Origin of the sequence: Undibacterium umbellatum, assembly GCF_014284125.1 — a bacterium.
Classification (GTDB): Bacteria; Pseudomonadota; Gammaproteobacteria; order Burkholderiales; family Burkholderiaceae_D; genus Undibacterium; species Undibacterium umbellatum.
Genome location: NZ_JACOFX010000003.1, coordinates 265,146 through 282,112, shown reverse-complemented (window position 1 = coordinate 282,112; position 16,967 = coordinate 265,146). Strand labels below are relative to the sequence as shown.

General features: G+C 51.8%; 13 protein-coding genes. 7 read left to right on the top strand and 6 right to left on the bottom strand.

Going from position 1 to position 16,967, the window contains the following annotated elements:
• Positions 1-225: 225 nt before the first annotated feature.
• The 3 genes from H8L47_RS09500 to H8L47_RS09490 are packed head-to-tail and all read right to left on the bottom strand — an operon-like array spanning position 226 to position 5,041.
• A complete protein-coding gene (locus H8L47_RS09500; RefSeq protein ID WP_186953343.1) occupies positions 226-645 on the bottom strand; it encodes a gamma-butyrobetaine hydroxylase-like domain-containing protein in 420 nt (139 codons plus the stop codon).
• Positions 642-1,070, bottom strand: a complete 429-nt coding sequence (locus H8L47_RS09495; RefSeq protein WP_186953342.1) for an HIT family protein — start codon at positions 1,068-1,070, stop codon at positions 642-644. The genes H8L47_RS09500 and H8L47_RS09495 overlap by 4 nt, the downstream gene beginning before the upstream one ends.
• A complete protein-coding gene (locus H8L47_RS09490) occupies positions 1,070-5,041 on the bottom strand; it encodes a DUF3683 domain-containing protein (RefSeq protein WP_186953341.1) in 3,972 nt (1,323 codons plus the stop codon). The genes H8L47_RS09495 and H8L47_RS09490 overlap by 1 nt, the downstream gene beginning before the upstream one ends.
• Positions 5,042-5,436: 395 nt before the next feature.
• Here H8L47_RS09490 and H8L47_RS09485 point away from each other — a divergent pair, with 395 nt between their 5' ends.
• The gene (locus H8L47_RS09485) at positions 5,437-6,132 is read left to right on the top strand and encodes a prepilin peptidase (RefSeq protein ID WP_186953340.1); all 696 of its coding nucleotides are present in this window, start codon (positions 5,437-5,439) and stop codon (positions 6,130-6,132) included.
• Between the two features lie 161 nt (positions 6,133-6,293).
• On the opposite strand, the gene H8L47_RS09480 is transcribed toward H8L47_RS09485, so the two are convergent.
• The 3 genes from H8L47_RS09480 to H8L47_RS09470 form a co-directional block, all read right to left on the bottom strand.
• Positions 6,294-7,595 (bottom strand): HAD family hydrolase, encoded by a 1,302-nt coding sequence (locus H8L47_RS09480; RefSeq protein ID WP_186953339.1) that lies wholly within the window; start codon positions 7,593-7,595, stop codon positions 6,294-6,296.
• 231 nt (positions 7,596-7,826) lie between these two features.
• Positions 7,827-8,726 carry a metallophosphoesterase gene (locus H8L47_RS09475; protein ID WP_186953338.1) on the bottom strand — a complete coding sequence of 300 codons (900 nt, stop codon included), beginning with the start codon at positions 8,724-8,726 and terminating at the stop codon, positions 7,827-7,829.
• A gap of 3 nt (positions 8,727-8,729) precedes the next feature.
• Positions 8,730-9,221, bottom strand: coding sequence for a YqaA family protein (locus H8L47_RS09470; protein ID WP_186953337.1), 492 nt, complete (start codon positions 9,219-9,221; stop codon positions 8,730-8,732).
• Positions 9,222-9,302: 81 nt separating this feature from the next.
• Here H8L47_RS09470 and ilvA point away from each other — a divergent pair, with 81 nt between their 5' ends.
• The 6 genes from ilvA (at position 9,303) to hprK (ending at position 16,909) form a co-directional block, all read left to right on the top strand.
• Positions 9,303-10,892, top strand: a complete 1,590-nt coding sequence (ilvA, locus tag H8L47_RS09465) for a threonine ammonia-lyase, biosynthetic (RefSeq protein WP_305261729.1) — start codon at positions 9,303-9,305, stop codon at positions 10,890-10,892.
• Between the two features lie 48 nt (positions 10,893-10,940).
• Positions 10,941-11,786, top strand: coding sequence for an NADPH-dependent 7-cyano-7-deazaguanine reductase QueF (gene queF, locus H8L47_RS09460; protein ID WP_186953335.1), 846 nt, complete (start codon positions 10,941-10,943; stop codon positions 11,784-11,786).
• Positions 11,787-11,840: 54 nt separating this feature from the next.
• Positions 11,841-12,431: a hypothetical protein gene (locus H8L47_RS09455; RefSeq protein ID WP_230413668.1), complete on the top strand. Its 591-nt coding sequence runs from the start codon at positions 11,841-11,843 to the stop codon at positions 12,429-12,431.
• Positions 12,432-12,610: 179 nt separating this feature from the next.
• Positions 12,611-15,289: a sensor domain-containing phosphodiesterase gene (locus H8L47_RS09450; protein ID WP_186953334.1), complete on the top strand. Its 2,679-nt coding sequence runs from the start codon at positions 12,611-12,613 to the stop codon at positions 15,287-15,289.
• A gap of 102 nt (positions 15,290-15,391) precedes the next feature.
• On the top strand, positions 15,392-15,865 hold the full coding sequence (locus H8L47_RS09445; protein WP_186953333.1) for a PTS sugar transporter subunit IIA: 474 nt from the start codon (positions 15,392-15,394) through the stop codon (positions 15,863-15,865).
• Between the two features lie 102 nt (positions 15,866-15,967).
• The gene (hprK, locus tag H8L47_RS09440; protein ID WP_110256126.1) at positions 15,968-16,909 is read left to right on the top strand and encodes an HPr(Ser) kinase/phosphatase; all 942 of its coding nucleotides are present in this window, start codon (positions 15,968-15,970) and stop codon (positions 16,907-16,909) included.
• Positions 16,910-16,967 lie beyond the last annotated feature (58 nt).

Below are 16,967 nucleotides of genomic sequence, written 5' to 3'. Positions count from 1 at the left end.
GCGTTGCTCGGAGGCCAAGTGTTGGGTTGGTGGAGCGTAGCCTAGCGAGGCCCGGCCCAACCTACAAGCGAACATTAATAAACTAAACGGTATACTACGAACGCCGCTGGATTCCTGCCTGCGCAGGAATGACGTTAATATGAGTAAGGTTTATCAAAAGATGGCATTGCTGGTCTACACCTGAGACGTGAAATTTGAAAACTGAAATCTTAGATCGACACGCGCTCAATGCTTAGTCCCACAACTCCCCCCACCCTTCACAGGCATGGGCGCATCCCGCCCAGTATCCCCCGCAAACCCCGCCGCCTGCAATTTCTCCAGATATTCCTGCCAGACCTGAGACTGGTTTTCACCCAGCCAATACAGATAATCCCAGGTAAAAATCCCCGAACTATGCTGGTCAGAAAAAATAGGCTTGATCGCATAATTACCCACAGGCTCTATGCCAACAATGCCAACATCACGTTTGCCGGTTTGCAGCGTCTCCTGCCCCGGCCCATGACCACGTACTTCAGCAGATGGAGAACACACGCGCAGTAATTCAAAGGGCAGAGAAAACTCCTTGCCATCATCAAAAGCGACTTCCAGCACGCGCGATTGCGTGCGGGCGTTCAAGGAAGTTGGTTGTGGTTTGCCTATGCTCATGATGAAAAATTCGAAATAATGGTTTGCTGTAATTGCGGAATGCGAGCACGCCGTATATCCAGACCAAACTGGTCTTGCTCGTCGCTACGCGCAGCAGCCCAGATAGGATTCGGGAAATGCGCATCATCGGCATAACGTGGAATCAGATGCCAGTGCAAATGCGGCACCATATTACCCAGGCTGGCGACATTCATCTTGTGCGGTTGCATGACTGCACGTATGGCTGCTTCTACCTTCCAGACGGCTTGCATGAAAGTATTCTTGTCTGAATCAGACAGATCAGTCATTTCCTTCACGTGCGCATTCCAGATGACGCGGCAAAAGCCGGGGTAATTCGCATCATCCACCAGGATGACACGCAATTGATCGGTGCTGACGATGACATCGCCAGCATTGGCATCACATAATTCACAAGTAACTGACATTACACCAGCACCCTTTCTATACCACCGTTATTGGCTTTGGCGACATATTCCGGCATCCAGTTTGGCCCCAGGATATGCTTGGCCATCTCGACGACGATGTAGTCTGCGGTCGTGCCAGAATCTTCATCATAGCGCGTCAAGCCTTGCAAACAGGCCGGGCAGGATGTCAGGATTTTGACGTCGCCGGTAAAACCATCAGCGCGCAGTTTGTCTGCGCCCTTGTTCATTTCTTCTTCCTTACGGAAGCGTATTTGCGTGGAGATATCAGGACGCGATACTGCCAGCGTACCTGCTTCGCCACAGCAGCGGTCATTCTTTTCTATCTTGACTTCATCGACCGTAGTGATCAGTGCATTGACCGTTTTCAGCGGGTCTTGCAATTTCATCGGTGTATGGCAGGGGTCATGATACATATAACGCGTGCCATTCACTGCCGCCAGCTTGACATCTTTTTCGAGCAGGAACTCATGGATATCGATGATGCGGCAGCCTGGGAAAATCTTGTCGAATTCATAGCCCTGTATCTGGTCGTAGCAGGTGCCGCAAGAAACCACGACGGTCTTGATATCCAGATAGTTCAGGGTATTCGCCATGCGATGGAACAGCACGCGGTTATCGGTGATCATTTTCTCGGCCTTGTCGAACTGACCGGCACTGCGTTGCGGGTAACCGCAGCACAGATAACCTGGTGGCAGCACGGTTTGCACGCCGACATTCCACAGCATCGCCTGGGTTGCCAGACCAACTTGTGAGAACAGCCTTTCTGAACCGCAGCCGGGGAAGTAAAACACGGCTTCAGTATCAGCTGTCGTGGTTTGCGGGTTGCGGATGATGGGGACCATCTTGTCATCTTCAATATCGAGCAAGGCACGCGCGGTTTTCTTGGGCAGATTGCCTGGCATTTTCTTGTTGATGAAGTGAATCACCTGCTCACGTATGACAGGCTTGCCCAGGCTGGCCGGTGGTGCCTTGGTCTGCTTCTTGGCGAGCTTTTTCAATACGGTATTACCGAGGCGCTGTGCCGCCACACCCCAGCCAAATATGACCTGACGTGCGGCCTTGATGGTGGCCGGGTCTTTGGCATTCAAGAAGAACATGGCGGATGCGGTGCCAGGGTTGAACGACTTCTTGTCCATCTTGCGCAAGAGATTGCGCATGTTCATCGACACATCACCAAAGTCGATATCGACCGGACAGGGCGTCACGCATTTATGGCAGACCGTACAGTGGTCGGCCACATCCTCGAATTCTTCCCAGTGCTTGATGGAGATACCACGACGCGTTTGTTCTTCATACAAAAAGGCTTCGACCAGCAGCGAGGTTGCCAGTATCTTGTTACGTGGCGAATACAGCAAATTGGCGCGTGGCACATGGGTCGCGCAGACAGGTTTGCACTTGCCGCAACGCAGGCAGTCCTTGACGCTGTTCGCAATCGCACCGATATCGCTTTGCTGCATGATCAGCGACTCATGCCCCATCAGGCCAAATGAAGGCGTGTAGGCATTGCGCAGGTCGGCAGCAAAGTCTGGCAGGTTCAGCAGCTTGCCCTTGTTGAAGCGGCCTTCTGGATCTATGCGTAATTTATACGAGCGGAAATCCTTGATTTCATCTTCAGTCAAAAACTCCAGCTTGGTGATACCTATGCCATGCTCGCCAGAGATGACGCCATTCAGTGAACGGGCCAGCACCATGATGCGGGCAACAGCATGGTGCGCCACTTGCAGCATTTCATAATCGTCAGAATTGACAGGCAAGTTGGTATGCACATTGCCGTCACCGGCATGCATGTGCAGGGCCACGAAGACGCGGCTGCGCAAGACTTTTTTATGTATGGCCACGCATTCATCGAGTATCAGCTTGAAGGCAGAGCCATTGAAAATCTGGCGCAGTTGCGCACGGATTTCTGTCTTCCAGGATACCCGTACTGTCCGGTCCTGGACGATGGAAAATACCGTCACATCAGGCTGTATTTTTAATCTTTCGTCGAAGACAAATTCCAGCTTGTCCAGACCCAGTTCCAGCAATTCTGTTTTTGCTTCACTCAGTGGTTTGTCGAGATTATTCAGCAAATAAGTCCAGCGTGCTTCTGCTGCCTGCAACAAGGCATTGGCTTCATTGACGCGGTCTTCAAGCAATTCAGATGCAGGGATATCATCGCCAGCGGCATCTTCACTTTTGCCCAGCGGCAGATTGCGCTTGGCGAAAAAGCCCTTCAGGCCATCCAGCAAGGCCAGCTTGTTTTGTATCGATAATTCTATGTTGATACGCTCTATGCCATCGGTATATTCACCCATGCGGTTAAGCGGAATTACCACGTCTTCATTGATCTTGAAGGCATTGGTATGTTTGGAAATCGCTGCCGTCTTGGCGCGATCCAGCCAGAATTTCTTGCGTGCTTCAGGACTGACGGCCACAAAGCCTTCACCGACGCGGGTATTGGCAATGCGTATGACTTCAGACGCGGCCTGGGCCACGGCGTTTTCATCATCGCCGACGATGTCGCCGAACAAGGCCATCTTGGGCAAGACACCGCGCTTGGATTTGGTCGTATAACCAACGGCGCGCAGATAGCGTTCATCCAGATGTTCCAGACCAGCCAATATCGCGCCGCCCTTGCGGGTTTCGTTATCGAGGTAATCCTTGATTTCGACTATGCTCGGTATGGCATCACGTGCCTGGCCGAAGAATTCCAGGCAAACGGTGCGGGCAAACTTCGGCATCTTGTGCAAGATCCAGCGGGCCGAGGTGATCAGGCCATCGCAACCTTCTTTTTGCACACCTGGCAAACCCGCGAGGAACTTGTCGGTCACGTCCTTGCCCAGACCTTCTTTGCGGAAGACGCGGCCCTTGATATCAAGCTGCTCGGTCTTGAATGGCTGCTTCTCGCCCGGATGTGTCCATTCGAGCTTGAACCTGGCTACTTCCACATCATGGATTTTGCCGAGATTATGCTCAAGGCGTGTCACTTCAAGCCAGTCACCGTTAGGATCAACCATGCGCCATGAAGCCAGGTTGTCGAGCGCCGTGCCCCACAATACCGCCTTCTTGCCACCGGCATTCATGGCGACATTGCCGCCTATGCATGAGGCTTCGGCCGAGGTTGGGTCTACGGCAAATACAAAACCTGCTTTTTCAGCCGCATCAGAAACGCGCTTGGTGACCACACCTGCGCCTGAGTAGATGACCGCATAGTCGCGGTCTACGCCAGGCAGGCGTGTCATTTCGACCTCGCCCAATTGTTCGAGTTTTTCTGTATTGATGACCGCCGACAAAGGTGTCAGCGGGATAGCGCCGCCGGTATAACCCGTGCCACCGCCACGCGGGATGATGGTCAATCCCAGTTCTATACAGCTTTTGACGAGGCCCGCCATTTCATCTTCTGTGTCTGGCGTCAGCACGACGAATGGGTATTCCACACGCCAGTCAGTCGCATCAGTGACATGCGATACACGGCTCAGGCCATCAAACTTGATATTGTCTTTTGCCGTGAAACGCGCCAGCAGCCTGTTGGCTTTCTTGCGCAAATCATAGGTATCGCGAAAATCCTTGGAAAATGCTGCCACAGCCCTGCGGGCGGCCTGCACCAAAGTCTCTACGCTATTGCTGCGTTCTGCATCATCGTTGACCGTGCTCAGGCGGCGCTTCTCGACTTCAGCCAGCCTGTGGTTCAGCGCATCAATCAAATCCTGACGACGCTTGGGGTTGTCCAGCATGTCGTCTTGCAGATAGGGATTACGCTGCACGACCCAGATATCACCCAGCACTTCATACAGCATGCGCGCAGATCGTCCGGTCTGGCGTTTGCCGCGCAATTGATCAAGCAATTGCCATGCATCTTCACCTAACAGGCGGATGACGATTTCGCGGTCAGAAAACGAGGTGTAGTTATAGGGAATTTCCCGCACGCGGGTCGGGGTGGCGCCTTGGGGTGCATCTGCGAGCAAGGCCTGGATCTGGGCTGGAGCATTCATCAGTGACGTGGTTGGACGGATATATAAAAGTCCATTCTAGCTTATTGCGATGCACAACGCGCCAACAGCCTTGAAGTTTATACGGTAATGAATGGTGATTGTGGCAATTTTCCAAATGGAATTTGGCAAAAGTCGTCAAAAATGACGCAAAAGTGGCCAAGCTTGCAAATTCATCTCAATTACGGCTGGACAAATGTTGGGCAGGAAAATTTGATTTACATTATTTCTTTCATTCTACACCGCCTTGACAATGTATATGGCCGAAAAGTACACATAAACCATTCAAAATCATCTTAAGCTTGTATCAAAGCTCAAAGAATTTCATTGTTCTTTCAGGCAATATTTACTTATAAAGATCACTACGGCAATTTATTGCCTGTTTAATAAATCAGCCTATGCCCACAAATCTTTACCCTTATGCAAGCGCCCTGTTGTCTGCAGTAATCGCTTTGCTCATCCTCATTCCGCTGGCACGTATCGTACCCCAGCGATTAATCACGCAATGGCAAGCAAATGAGGATACTTTTTTAGTCAATGAAAGCACAACTGCTGAGGACAGGAATTACTCACTCTCGCTCAACAATAAACTGTTACTCATTTTTGCGGCTACCGTCAGTGGATTTTTAATCATCCACCAATTTGGACTCAAGGTCTCTTCAATCGCACTTAGTGCTTACTTTCTTTCCTTGTTGCTGCTCGCAGCTATTGATTTGCAACACGACATACTGCCAGATGTGATCGTTTTTCCCACGCTGATTTGTGGCGTGCTTAGCCATATATTTCAGGATCAGGGATATTTATTTATCGTCGCTGCAATCCTTGCTTATGCTTTGCCATATGCGCTGGTGCGCTTGCTCTACTTGCTCACTAAAAAAGAGCTACTTGGCGGTGGTGACCTGAAGTGTTTTGCAATGGCAGGTGCATGGTTTGGCATTGATTCTTTAGGCACTTTTTTCCTGATATTTTTTGCCACTCTTTGCATGCAAATTTTCGCTCTTGTCATATTCAGGCACGCAAGTCGCCAAATGCCTACGGCACTTGCACACTTGTCGGCTGCTATATTTGTGGCAGCAGGCATAGCTTACTTTTGAGATTACTCGTCACCAATCTAACGGCAGATGGTGGCCGGAGACAATACCGGACTGAGCAGATAAAGGAAGGGAAAAGTGGCGACAAAGAATGCCGCCACTTACAACTATATACTGTGAGGGAGTCGCTCGCTCACAGTATTAATCAAGCACCAGGCTGACAATCAACCCAGCAAAGCAGGCGCAGTTTTGCCCAGTTTCAGGGTAGTTTCCACTGGCAACCAGTTACCTGTGGATTCCTGGCGGCCTTGCAGCAGGAAGCGTGGGTTGGCTTCTTTGGCGGCATCAGCAGCGGCTTTGGACAATTCACCGATCTTGCCTTTTTTCAGGCGGTTCACGACCAGGCCGATTTCTGTTTCTTTGAAATCGCGCAGCATGTCGTAGTCACCATCGCTGTCACCAGCAACAAATACCGGGCCGTAGCCTTTTTTGGCAACCAGTTCGCGTTTGATGACGACAGTTTTGCCTGGGCCCCAGTTCAAAGGCCAGTCTTTGCGGTAGGCGTTTTTGTAGACATCGCCATTTTGTTCCAGGCGCAGGCCCAGGACGTTTTCACGTTTGACGTGGTAACCGTATTTAGGATTGGTCGCGAATACGGCAACCACATCTTCCAGCGAAGCGGTGCTGACATAAACGTCGATACCGTTCTGACGGAAAGTATCCATCAATGTCGCCACTTCTGTACACAGGCGTATGCCCTGGAAATGGGAAGTCGTGATCACGCCAGCTACGCCTGGCAAGGATGCCGGGCTGGTGAATTTGATCTTGCTCAGGCCCATGCCCAGGTTGGCATCGTTGGATGCTTCAGCCAGTGCGCTGACTTCTGCCACGGTCATGTTGGCAAAGAAGTAGATCACCCAAGGATAACCAACGTTCACGCCATGCGTATCGTTGACGGCTTCATACAGGAAGTAAAGCTTGGCACGGAAGTCCTGGAACTGTGGCGTTTCCATGATTTCTTCCAGGCTGCGGCTACCGGCCATGCCTTTGTAATTGGCATGCAGGTAGGCATAGTCGCTGTCGAGGTCGGTACAAACGCTTTCCAGATCCAATACCTTGCCAGCTGCATTTTTGTAATCAGCAGTGAAGTTACCAACCGGTACGTTTTGACGGATAACCGCAGAGAATTCTGCAGGGGTCAGTTTGAACGCCAGGTGGTTGATTTGATAGATCAACAAGGCTTCTTCGCAATCATTCATGATGCTGGTGTTGTCCCAGTCAAACACGGCGTAAGGCTTGCGCTTGGCTGAATAATTTTTGCTGGCGCTACCATTGCGGGCGATCATTGCAGCGACCATCTCGCGGTTGCGTGGCGACCATTTGGCAGCATCCAGATGCACAGTCGCTGCACTTGTTGCCGGTTTTGCCATTGCTGGCGCGGCCAGAGTGACGCCAGCTGCAGTGGCCACCAGGCCTTGCAAAAATCCACGACGTGGTTGTTTATTTATTGATTTGCTATCTTGCATTTAATTTCCTTGTAATACGCATGCCTGAGCCGCATGCGAGGGCGGGTATTCTGGTCAAAAAACATGTAAAAAAACAAGCCTTGTTAGTGCTATTTGTACCACTCTTGCTGATCCTGCTATCTGGCTAACTGTGCTATGCGTGTTATACGTGCTTGTAAGCAAGCATTATAGTCAAACATTCTGGCATGTCTGCGTAAAGCATAAAAAATTCAGGGCGATTTGTATATACCTTTAAGCTGGCTTAATTCCCGCATCAACATGCTGCCCCTCATGTTCTACTATATCAAGAGCAGAATGCAAATGGCATAAATGCACTTCTGATGTGGCAAACAGGCGTATGGGCAAATCACTCATGCCTATGCCGCGACTGGTCAGCAAAGTGCGACCGCCTGGCAAGGCAAATAAACCCCAGGCATAACGGCGCTCACCCGAACCGGGCGGCAAGACCAGCGGCGTGCCGCCAGGCGCAGCAATTTGCCCGCCATGGGTATGGCCGCAAAAAGCAAGCTGAAAATCATGCCCAGCCACATGCTTGAGGCCCAATGGCGAATGCATGAGTAGCAGGCGCACCTCCCCGGCCCCGGCAAAGGTCTGTTCTGCATCTGGCATGCCAACCCCAGGTTCATCCATGCCACAGATGGAAATGGCGTCAAAGGGGGCGGGCAAGCGCCTGTTTTGATTAACCAGGACTTGCACCCCGGCATCCTGCAGGCAATTGCTAATGTGCTCGTCGTCCAGCCACAGGTCATGATTCCCCATGACGGCAAACTTGGGCGTAGCGGGATCAAGCAAGCGCAGCGGTTTAATCAGATGCTGCATATGCCTGGCATGCAGGGAGACATAATCTCCACCAAACAGGATGACATCCTGCTCAAAAGCAGCAATGGCGGCGAATGCCTGTTCCAGCAAGCGTACATCCGTCAACGGGCCTGCATGCAAGTCTGAGATGAAGGCCAGCTTGCATTGGTAGCCCTTGGGCACAGGCAGATAGAGGTCGCGCCTGTCCTGATGGAGCTGGCCTTGCAGTCGCATGGCATAGGCGATGCGCGCCGCCCAGTTTTCTTTATAGAAAGCAGCTTCCAGCCCCTCGCCGGCTTGTCGCCACTTGCCATAATACTTGCCTCTGCCCATGGTCTAGAATATGAGGTTGGCCAGCCTGGCCCAGAAACCTTCTGGCACTTTGAGCAATAACCAGGTAATGAGGACATAGCGTAAAAATTTACCGATCGCCATGTAGAACACGCTGGGCCAGAACGGCAGGCGTAACCAGCCCGCCAGAGTACAGATGGGGTCACCGATGCCAGGTAGCCAGGCCATCAGCATGGTCTTGGCACCAAAATGCTGTAGCCAGCGATACCAGTAACTCTCGCGTTCGCGGTCAAAAGCCTGCTTGGCGGCATAACCCATACCGTAGTCGACCATGCCCCCCAGGGTATTGCCTATGGTAGCAACGATGATGACTTGCCAGAAAATCGCCGGATTGCTCTTGATGACAGCAAAAACTGCCGGTTCAGACCCCATGGGCAACAGAGTGGCGGAGATAAAACTGATGATAAAGACTGAACTGAGACCAATTTCAGGCAGTGCCAGCATGCTTAATATCCAATGGACTGCGGCTTCTATCATCGTGGTTTGATATGGCTGTAAAAAGCATACATTATAATGGCGCCTGCAATTTCAAATCAGTATGCAGTGACTTAGAGCTAAATTAGCTCTAGATCACTAGTAGATCAGCCATTTTTAACTAACAATAAGACATCCATGAGCACCGATTATCTGAAAAAGATCCTGACAGCGCGCGTCTATGACGTCGCATTTGAAACCCCGCTGGAATACGCCACCAGCCTGTCGGCTCGCATGGATAACCGAATTTATTTCAAACGCGAAGACATGCAAAGCGTGTTCAGCTTCAAGCTGCGCGGTGCTTATAACAAGATTGCACACCTGACGCCTGCGCAACTCAAGCGTGGCGTTATCTGCGCCTCTGCCGGCAACCATGCCCAGGGCGTGGCCCTGAGCGCCCGCAAGAAGGGTTGCAAGGCCGTCATCGTCATGCCAACGACAACGCCGCCCGTCAAAATCGATGCAGTGCGTGCCCATGGTGGCGACCTGGTTGAAATCATCCTGTTCGGCGATTCCTATACCGATGCCTATGGCCATGCGCTGGAACTGGAAAAGAAACGCAAGCTGACCTTTGTCCATCCCTTTGATGACCCGGATGTTATCGCAGGCCAGGGTACGGTGGGCATGGAGATATTGCGCCAGCATTCTGAACCTATACATGCGATTTTCGTTGCCATAGGTGGCGGTGGCCTGATCTCTGGCGTGGCAGCTTATGTCAAGGCGGTGCGCCCTGATATCAAGATCATCGGCGTCCAAACCACGGATTCTGATGCCATGGCGCGCAGCCTCAAGGCTGGCAAGCGCGTTACCCTGACTGATGTTGGCCTGTTCTCCGACGGCACCGCTGTCAAGCTGGTGGGTGAAGAAACCTTCCGCCTGGCCAAGCTGTATGTGGATGAAGTGATTACCGTTGATACCGACGCTGTCTGTGCCGCCATCAAGGATGTCTTTCAGGACACCCGCAGTATTTTGGAACCTGCTGGCGCCCTGGCCGTGGCCGGTTGCAAAGCCTATATAGAACGCGCCAAGGCCGACAAGAAACCGCTGAAGAATGAAGCTCTGGTGACGATCGCCTGCGGTGCCAACATGAATTTTGACCGTCTGCGCTTTGTGGCCGAACGTGCCGAAGTGGGTGAGGCGCGTGAGGCGGTTTTCGCCGTGACCATACCAGAAGAGCGCGGCAGCTTCCGCCGTTTCTGTGAACTGATAGGCGCGCGCAATGTCACAGAATTCAATTACCGCATCAGCGATGAAAAGGCGGCGCATATTTTTGTGGGCATACAAGTACACGATAAGCTGGAATCTGGCAAAATTGCCAAGAATTTTGAAAAGCATGGTTTTGCCACGCTGGACCTGACACATGATGAGCTGGCGAAATTGCATATCCGTCATCTGGTCGGCGGCAAGAGCAGCCTGGCCAAGGATGAATTACTGTATCGCTTTGAATTCCCTGAGCGCCCAGGTGCATTGGGACGTTTCTTGAACAGCATGGCACCGAACTGGAACATCAGTTTGTTCCACTATCGTAACCATGGAGCCGATTACGGCAGAACTTTAGTTGGTTTGCAGGTTCCAAAGAAGGAAATGAAGGCTTTCCGCGAATTCTTGGCGACCCTGGGTTACCGTTACTGGGATGAAAGCAAGAATCCCGTTTATCAATTATTTTTGGGCTGATACAGCCCATCGACTTAAGTAATACAAACATTAAGTAATACAAATAACATGACAGATTCCGCACCAAATACGCCTGAGCATTCCTTACTGGGCAAACCGGCGACCTACAAGTCCGAATACGATGCCAGCCTGCTGTTCCCTATTTCCCGTAGCGGTAAAAGGGAAGAGATAGGCCTGGGAAGCAGCCTGCCCTTCTTTGGTGTGGATATCTGGAATGCCTATGAGATCTCCTGGCTGAACATGCGCGGCAAACCGCAAGTGGTAATAGCTGCCATTACGGTGCCGGCGGATTCACCCAATATCATCGAATCCAAGTCTTTCAAGCTTTATCTGAACTCGTTTAATCAAACCCGTCTGGCAGGGGCAGATGCCCTGATCAGCCTGTTGCAGGCAGATTTGTCTGCCGGTTTTGGTGCTCCTGTACAGGTAAAGCTGACTACGCCAGACCAGTTCGACAAACTGGCCATGCATGAGTTGCAAGGCCAGTTGCTCGACAGGCTGGACATCGAAGTCGATAGCTACACCCCTAATCCTGCACTGCTGACTGCCAACTTTGATGAGTCGCCAGTAGAAGAAACCCTGATCTCGCATTTGCTAAAGTCCAACTGCCTGGTCACCGGCCAGCCAGACTGGGGAAGCGTGCAAATCCATTACGTTGGCCCGCAAATCAACCAGGAAAGCCTGTTACAGTATTTGATAGGCTTCCGCGACCACAATGAATTCCACGAGCAATGTGTGGAACGCATTTTTGTCGATATCATGCGCCACTGCAAACCGCAGAAATTGTCAGTCTATGCACGGTATACCCGTCGCGGCGGGCTGGACATCAACCCCTGGCGCAGCAATTTCAGTACGGGCCAGGGCCCGGACAACCGCCGGAATGCGCGCCAGTAGGACAGGCAGCATCCCCATTATTCCTATTTTTTGTATCCATTTGTAACCAATATTATGTCGACGTTCATTCATTTATCCCTGCGCGCTGCCTTGTGCATCTCCAGTTTCATGCTGTGCACCGTGTCCCAGGCGCAGACCACGACTCCCCCGGCTCAAGAAATAGGCTGGTGGGATAGTGCCAAAGCCAAGGCCAATAAAATCCTTGATGAAGGCGATTTGTCACTGATGGTTGCCGGCCACACTCACCATGGCCGCAATACTTACACCAAGGAAAGAATTGCCGAACTGAATGAGCACACCTGGGGCATGGGCTTTAGTAAAGCCATACGCACCAAGGACGATAATGAAGAATCCCTGTACTCCATGGTGATCTCGGATTCGCACTTCCGCCCGCAACCCATGGTGGGCTATGCCTATCAATGGACAAAAACCCTGGGCGAGAAAGTCGAAGTTGGTGGTGGTTTGACGGCTGTGATGATCAGCCGTACTGACTACTTTGGCGGTTTCCCCTTCCCTGCCGTATTGCCAATTGCCTCGATAGGCACACGCAATAGCAAACTGATGGCAACTTATGTCCCACGTTTTTCCAAGAACAAGGGCAATGGCGATGTATTGTTTCTGTTCGTGCGTTTTGATCTGAAATAAAACCCGGGGCAGATCAGTGTCTGATGACCTTATTTGCCCGTTGTCTGTACTTAAAATTCAGGCAAATTTGCCCCGCACTGTATTCATATGTTTTTAGTATGCTAGCTAATTACCATCATTGTCCTAAGAACTTGCATGATGTAAAGTAGACAGACTTATTCGTTTTATAGATTGTCGTCGTGATAATTCCGGTCCCGTTTTCAAGCACTAGCACACACGAGCCTGTCGCCAGTCAAGACTGGCATATGGCCTTGCTGGAGCATAACCCGGACGCGATGTACGTGCTGATCGACGACAACCTGATCTATGCCAATCCAGCTGGTGTAGAACTCATGCATGCCGGGGACGCCCAGCAATTGATAGGCTTGAAACCTGAAGCCTTTTTGCATGGCAGGCATCATGAAGGCGCCAAGACCATACTGCAAAAACTGCGGCTGGATGGTGCCCAAAGCAAACATACCTGCCAGTGCATACGGCTTGATGGGCAATTGCTTGACATAGAGGTCCGGGGCACGCAATTCACTTTTAATGAACAAACCGCCATTTTGCTGACGGCGCGCGAAATCACTCCCCGCAGCAGTTCACGTTCCAGCGCTACTGTCACCGCACTGCCCCTCATCGATCAAGTCCGTTACAAATCCAGCCGCGTCCATGAAGCCCTGCATCACGAGAAAGAAATTCTCGAGATGATCGCACTCGACAAACCCTTGAGCGATATCCTGGAAGACGTTTGTGACCGCATGGAAAGGCTGCTCGACAATGGTGCCCTGTGTGCCATCACTCTGTATGATGCCAGCACCCAGCAGCTGAGTTTTGGTGCAGGCCCTTCGCTGCCCGATGGCTTTTGCGCTCTGCTTGGCAACATGCCGGTAGATACTAGCTCAGGTTCTGCCTCGGCCGCGATCTATTACCAGCGCACCACGATAGTCCAGGACATTGCCGTCAGCCCGCTGTGGAAAAACCTGCGTGAACCGGCCTTGCGCTATGGCTTGCGTTCTTGCTGGTCACTGCCTATCACGACGGCCTTCAATACCCTGCTGGGTACGGTTGATGTGTATCACCAGATGGTGCACAGCCCGAATGAAGACGAGCAAGCCATGATGATGGATGCCTGTGACCTTATCGGCCTGGCTATCGACAAAAAGAACATGGAGCAAAGCCTGGAGGAAAGCGAAGAACGCTATCGCTCCGTGGTCACCAATCTTAGCGAAGGCATCATGGTGATAGGCCCCAGCGGCCAGATCCTGACGTGCAATCCCAGCGCCCAGCGCATCCTCAAAATCGACGATATCAGTGCTGTCGGCAGACGCCATCGCTATTTCAAGAACATACTCGGCGATGAAGGACAATGCATACGCATGGGCGATGACCCGGCATCAGTCGTGTTCCGCAGCAAGACGCCCATTTTGAATTTATCCATGGGTGTGGAATTACGTGATGGCTCCATCGTCTGGTTGCTGGTGAATGTACTGCCCATCAACAAGAAAAGCAGCGCCTCTGTATCTGCCGTGTTGATTTCATTTACGGATACGACGGAAGTACGCGAAACGCAAAGGCAATTGCATTTCATGGCATCTTATGATGCCCTGACTGGCTTGCCTAACCGCCACCAGCTCAATCAGCGCCTGACCAAAGCCCTGGCGGGTGCCAAGCGCACCCAGCACCGCCTGGCCTTGCTGTTCCTTGACCTGGACAGGTTCAAGAACGTCAATGATACGGCTGGCCATGCGGCTGGTGATACGCTCTTGCGGGATGTGTCTTCGCGCCTGAGCTCTTGCATACGTACTACCGACATGCTGGCACGCCTGGGAGGTGATGAGTTCGTCATCGTGGCCGAAGCCTTTGAAGACGCCATGCAACTCAAGGACCTGGCTGAACGCGTGCTGGCACGTATGCGCGATCCTTTCGTGATTGATGGCAATGAATATCACCTCGGCACGTCCATTGGTATCAGCGTCTACCCGCATGACGGTGAAGATGGCCCCACGCTCATGCGCTGTGCCGATTCTGCCATGTACCATGCCAAGGAATCTGGCCGCAATAATTACCAGTTCTTTACGACTGAACTCAATGTCCGCGCCCAGCACCGTTATGCGCTGGAAACCAATCTGCGCCGCGCCCTGACCGACAATGAATTCCTGGTGTATTACCAGCCCAAGATTTGCCTCAGCACCTCACGTATCGTCGGTGCCGAAGCCCTGATACGCTGGCAAATGCCGGATGTGGGCCTGGTGCCCCCCAATGAATTCATCCCTATCTCGGAAGAAATCGGCCTCATCCTGCCATTGGGCCGCTGGATTTTGCGCCAGGCTTGCCTGCAAACCCATTTATGGCGTGAACAGTATTCGCCCGACCTGGTCATCAGCGTGAATATCTCGCCCAAGCAATTCCAGGACCCCGGCTTGCCCAAGTACATAGAACAAGTCTTGCATGAAGTCGGATTACCGGCATCTGCCCTGCAACTGGAGATTACCGAAGGCTTGTTGATGGGCGACGCCGACTTGCTGTTACCGGTTTTTGATGCCATCAAGAAATTGGGCATCAGTATTTCACTGGACGATTTCGGCACAGGCTTCTCATCTTTATCGTATTTGCAACGTTTTCCTATCGACAATCTAAAGATAGACCGCTCTTTCATCCGCGACATCCCGGGCAACCCGGATTCCGTGGTACTGACGCACGCCATTATTGCCATGGCAAAGGCGCTGGGCATGAGCGTCACAGCCGAAGGTGTAGAAAAAGCCGACCAAATGTTCTTCCTGGCCGACTCTGGTTGTCAGGAGATGCAGGGCTTTTATTTCAGCCAGCCACTACCTGTAGAAAAATTTGAAAAATTACTGAGAGACAACGTTCGCTAAAAGTGTTGTCAAGTTTTGCGCATATCAGCCAAAAGAAGCCTATAATTTGTCAAAACCCAATTTTGTGCATTGCACCATTTCGCTGTAAAACGATCTTGCACCATGACGAATATTGCAAAAATCCTGCCTCTTAACAACGTACTTCTGGATCTGGAAGTCTCCAGCAAAAAAAGAGCATTTGAACAGGCCGGGCTGTTATTCGAAAATAATTGCAGCATAGCGCGCTCAGTTGTCTCCGATAACCTGTTTGCCCGTGAGCGCCTTGGCTCTACTGGCCTTGGCCATGGCGTCGCCATCCCGCATGGCCGCATCAAGGGTTTGAAGGCTCCGATTGCTGCCCTGGTCCGGTTAAAAGAGGCTATCCCTTTTGAATCGCCAGACAGCCAGCCTGTCAGCCTGCTGATTTTCTTGCTCATGCCTGACAATGTCACGCAACAGCATCTGGAAATCCTGTCTGAAGTGGCCGAGATGCTGTCGAATGAAACTTTCCGCGACAGCCTCAACACTGAAGCCAGTGCCGCTGCGATTTATGAAAAAATCATGGCATGGCGTCCCAATTTGCCGGGTCATGCCTGATGACCGGTCCGGTGCAGCCATGTCAAAGCATGGCTCCTGGACACAACCAGCAGTTCCTTCCAGCCACCCTGTAGCATATCGTCAGATTCAGCCCAACTAGCCATGCCATCATTGACAGAACTCACGGTACAAAAAATCTACGACGATAACCGCGACACCATGCAACTGGGCTGGTTTGCCGGTTTTGCTGGTGCAGACAAACAAATCACAGGCGACGCAGCTTCTTCTGCCGACCAGGTCGGCCATTTGAACCTGATCCACCCTGGCCGCATACAAGTGCTGGGGCATCAGGAACTCTCGTATTACAACCGCCTGTCGAATGCTTCGCGCAATAACCTCATGCGTGAACTGGTCGCTGGTGCGCCACCTGCCCTCATCGTGGCACAGGGTCTGGAATCACCACCGGCATTTTTGACGACTTGCGACGACAACAATATCCCGCTGTTCTCCACACCCTATCCATCGGCGCAAGTCATCGATTATCTGCGCGTGTATCTGTCGAAAAAACTCGCACAAAAAATCACCATGCATGGTGTCTTCATGGACGTGCTCGGTGTCGGTGTGTTGATCACCGGCGAATCCGGTTTAGGCAAGAGTGAACTGGGGCTGGAACTGATATCACGTAGCCATGGCCTGGTGGCCGATGATGCCGTCGAATTTTCACGCATTGCCCCCAATATGATAGAAGGCCGCTGCCACGAGTTGCTACAAAACCTGCTGGAAGTGCGCGGCCTGGGCCTGCTAGATATCAAGACCATCTTTGGTGAAACCGCAGTACGCCGTAAGATGCGCCTGAAACTTATCGTGCATTTGGTACGCCGCAGTACCCTCGAAGAAAATTACGAACGTCTGCCGATAGATTCGCAAACCGAAGAGGTGCTGGGCCTGCAAATCAGAAAAGTCGTCATCCCGGTGGCTGCTGGCCGCAATATCGCGGTCTTGCTGGAAGCAGCGGTGCGCAATACCATATTACAATTACGTGGTATTAATACTCTGGAAGATTTCATGGAGCGGCAACGACGCGCCATGGAAAACGGCGACTAAGAGGCTGTTGTAAAATTAACCTGGCGTTGTTGCGCCTCCTCAATTTTAAACCTGGTAC

What these genes read in the sequence shown, in the direction of transcription:
- queF (WP_186953335.1), top strand. Translation starts at nt 10,941, where the DNA reads ATGACAGATTCCGCACCAAATACGCCTGAGCATTCCTTACTGGGCAAA.
- H8L47_RS09485 (WP_186953340.1), top strand. Translation starts at nt 5,437, where the DNA reads ATGCCCACAAATCTTTACCCTTATGCAAGCGCCCTGTTGTCTGCAGTA.
- H8L47_RS09470 (WP_186953337.1), bottom strand. Translation starts at nt 9,221, where the DNA reads ATGATAGAAGCCGCAGTCCATTGGATATTAAGCATGCTGGCACTGCCT.
- H8L47_RS09495 (WP_186953342.1), bottom strand. Translation starts at nt 1,070, where the DNA reads ATGTCAGTTACTTGTGAATTATGTGATGCCAATGCTGGCGATGTCATC.
- H8L47_RS09445 (WP_186953333.1), top strand. Translation starts at nt 15,392, where the DNA reads ATGACGAATATTGCAAAAATCCTGCCTCTTAACAACGTACTTCTGGAT.
- H8L47_RS09475 (WP_186953338.1), bottom strand. Translation starts at nt 8,726, where the DNA reads ATGGGCAGAGGCAAGTATTATGGCAAGTGGCGACAAGCCGGCGAGGGG.
- H8L47_RS09500 (WP_186953343.1), bottom strand. Translation starts at nt 645, where the DNA reads ATGAGCATAGGCAAACCACAACCAACTTCCTTGAACGCCCGCACGCAA.
- H8L47_RS09480 (WP_186953339.1), bottom strand. Translation starts at nt 7,595, where the DNA reads ATGCAAGATAGCAAATCAATAAATAAACAACCACGTCGTGGATTTTTG.
- hprK (WP_110256126.1), top strand. Translation starts at nt 15,968, where the DNA reads ATGCCATCATTGACAGAACTCACGGTACAAAAAATCTACGACGATAAC.
- H8L47_RS09490 (WP_186953341.1), bottom strand. Translation starts at nt 5,041, where the DNA reads ATGAATGCTCCAGCCCAGATCCAGGCCTTGCTCGCAGATGCACCCCAA.
- H8L47_RS09455 (WP_230413668.1), top strand. Translation starts at nt 11,841, where the DNA reads ATGTCGACGTTCATTCATTTATCCCTGCGCGCTGCCTTGTGCATCTCC.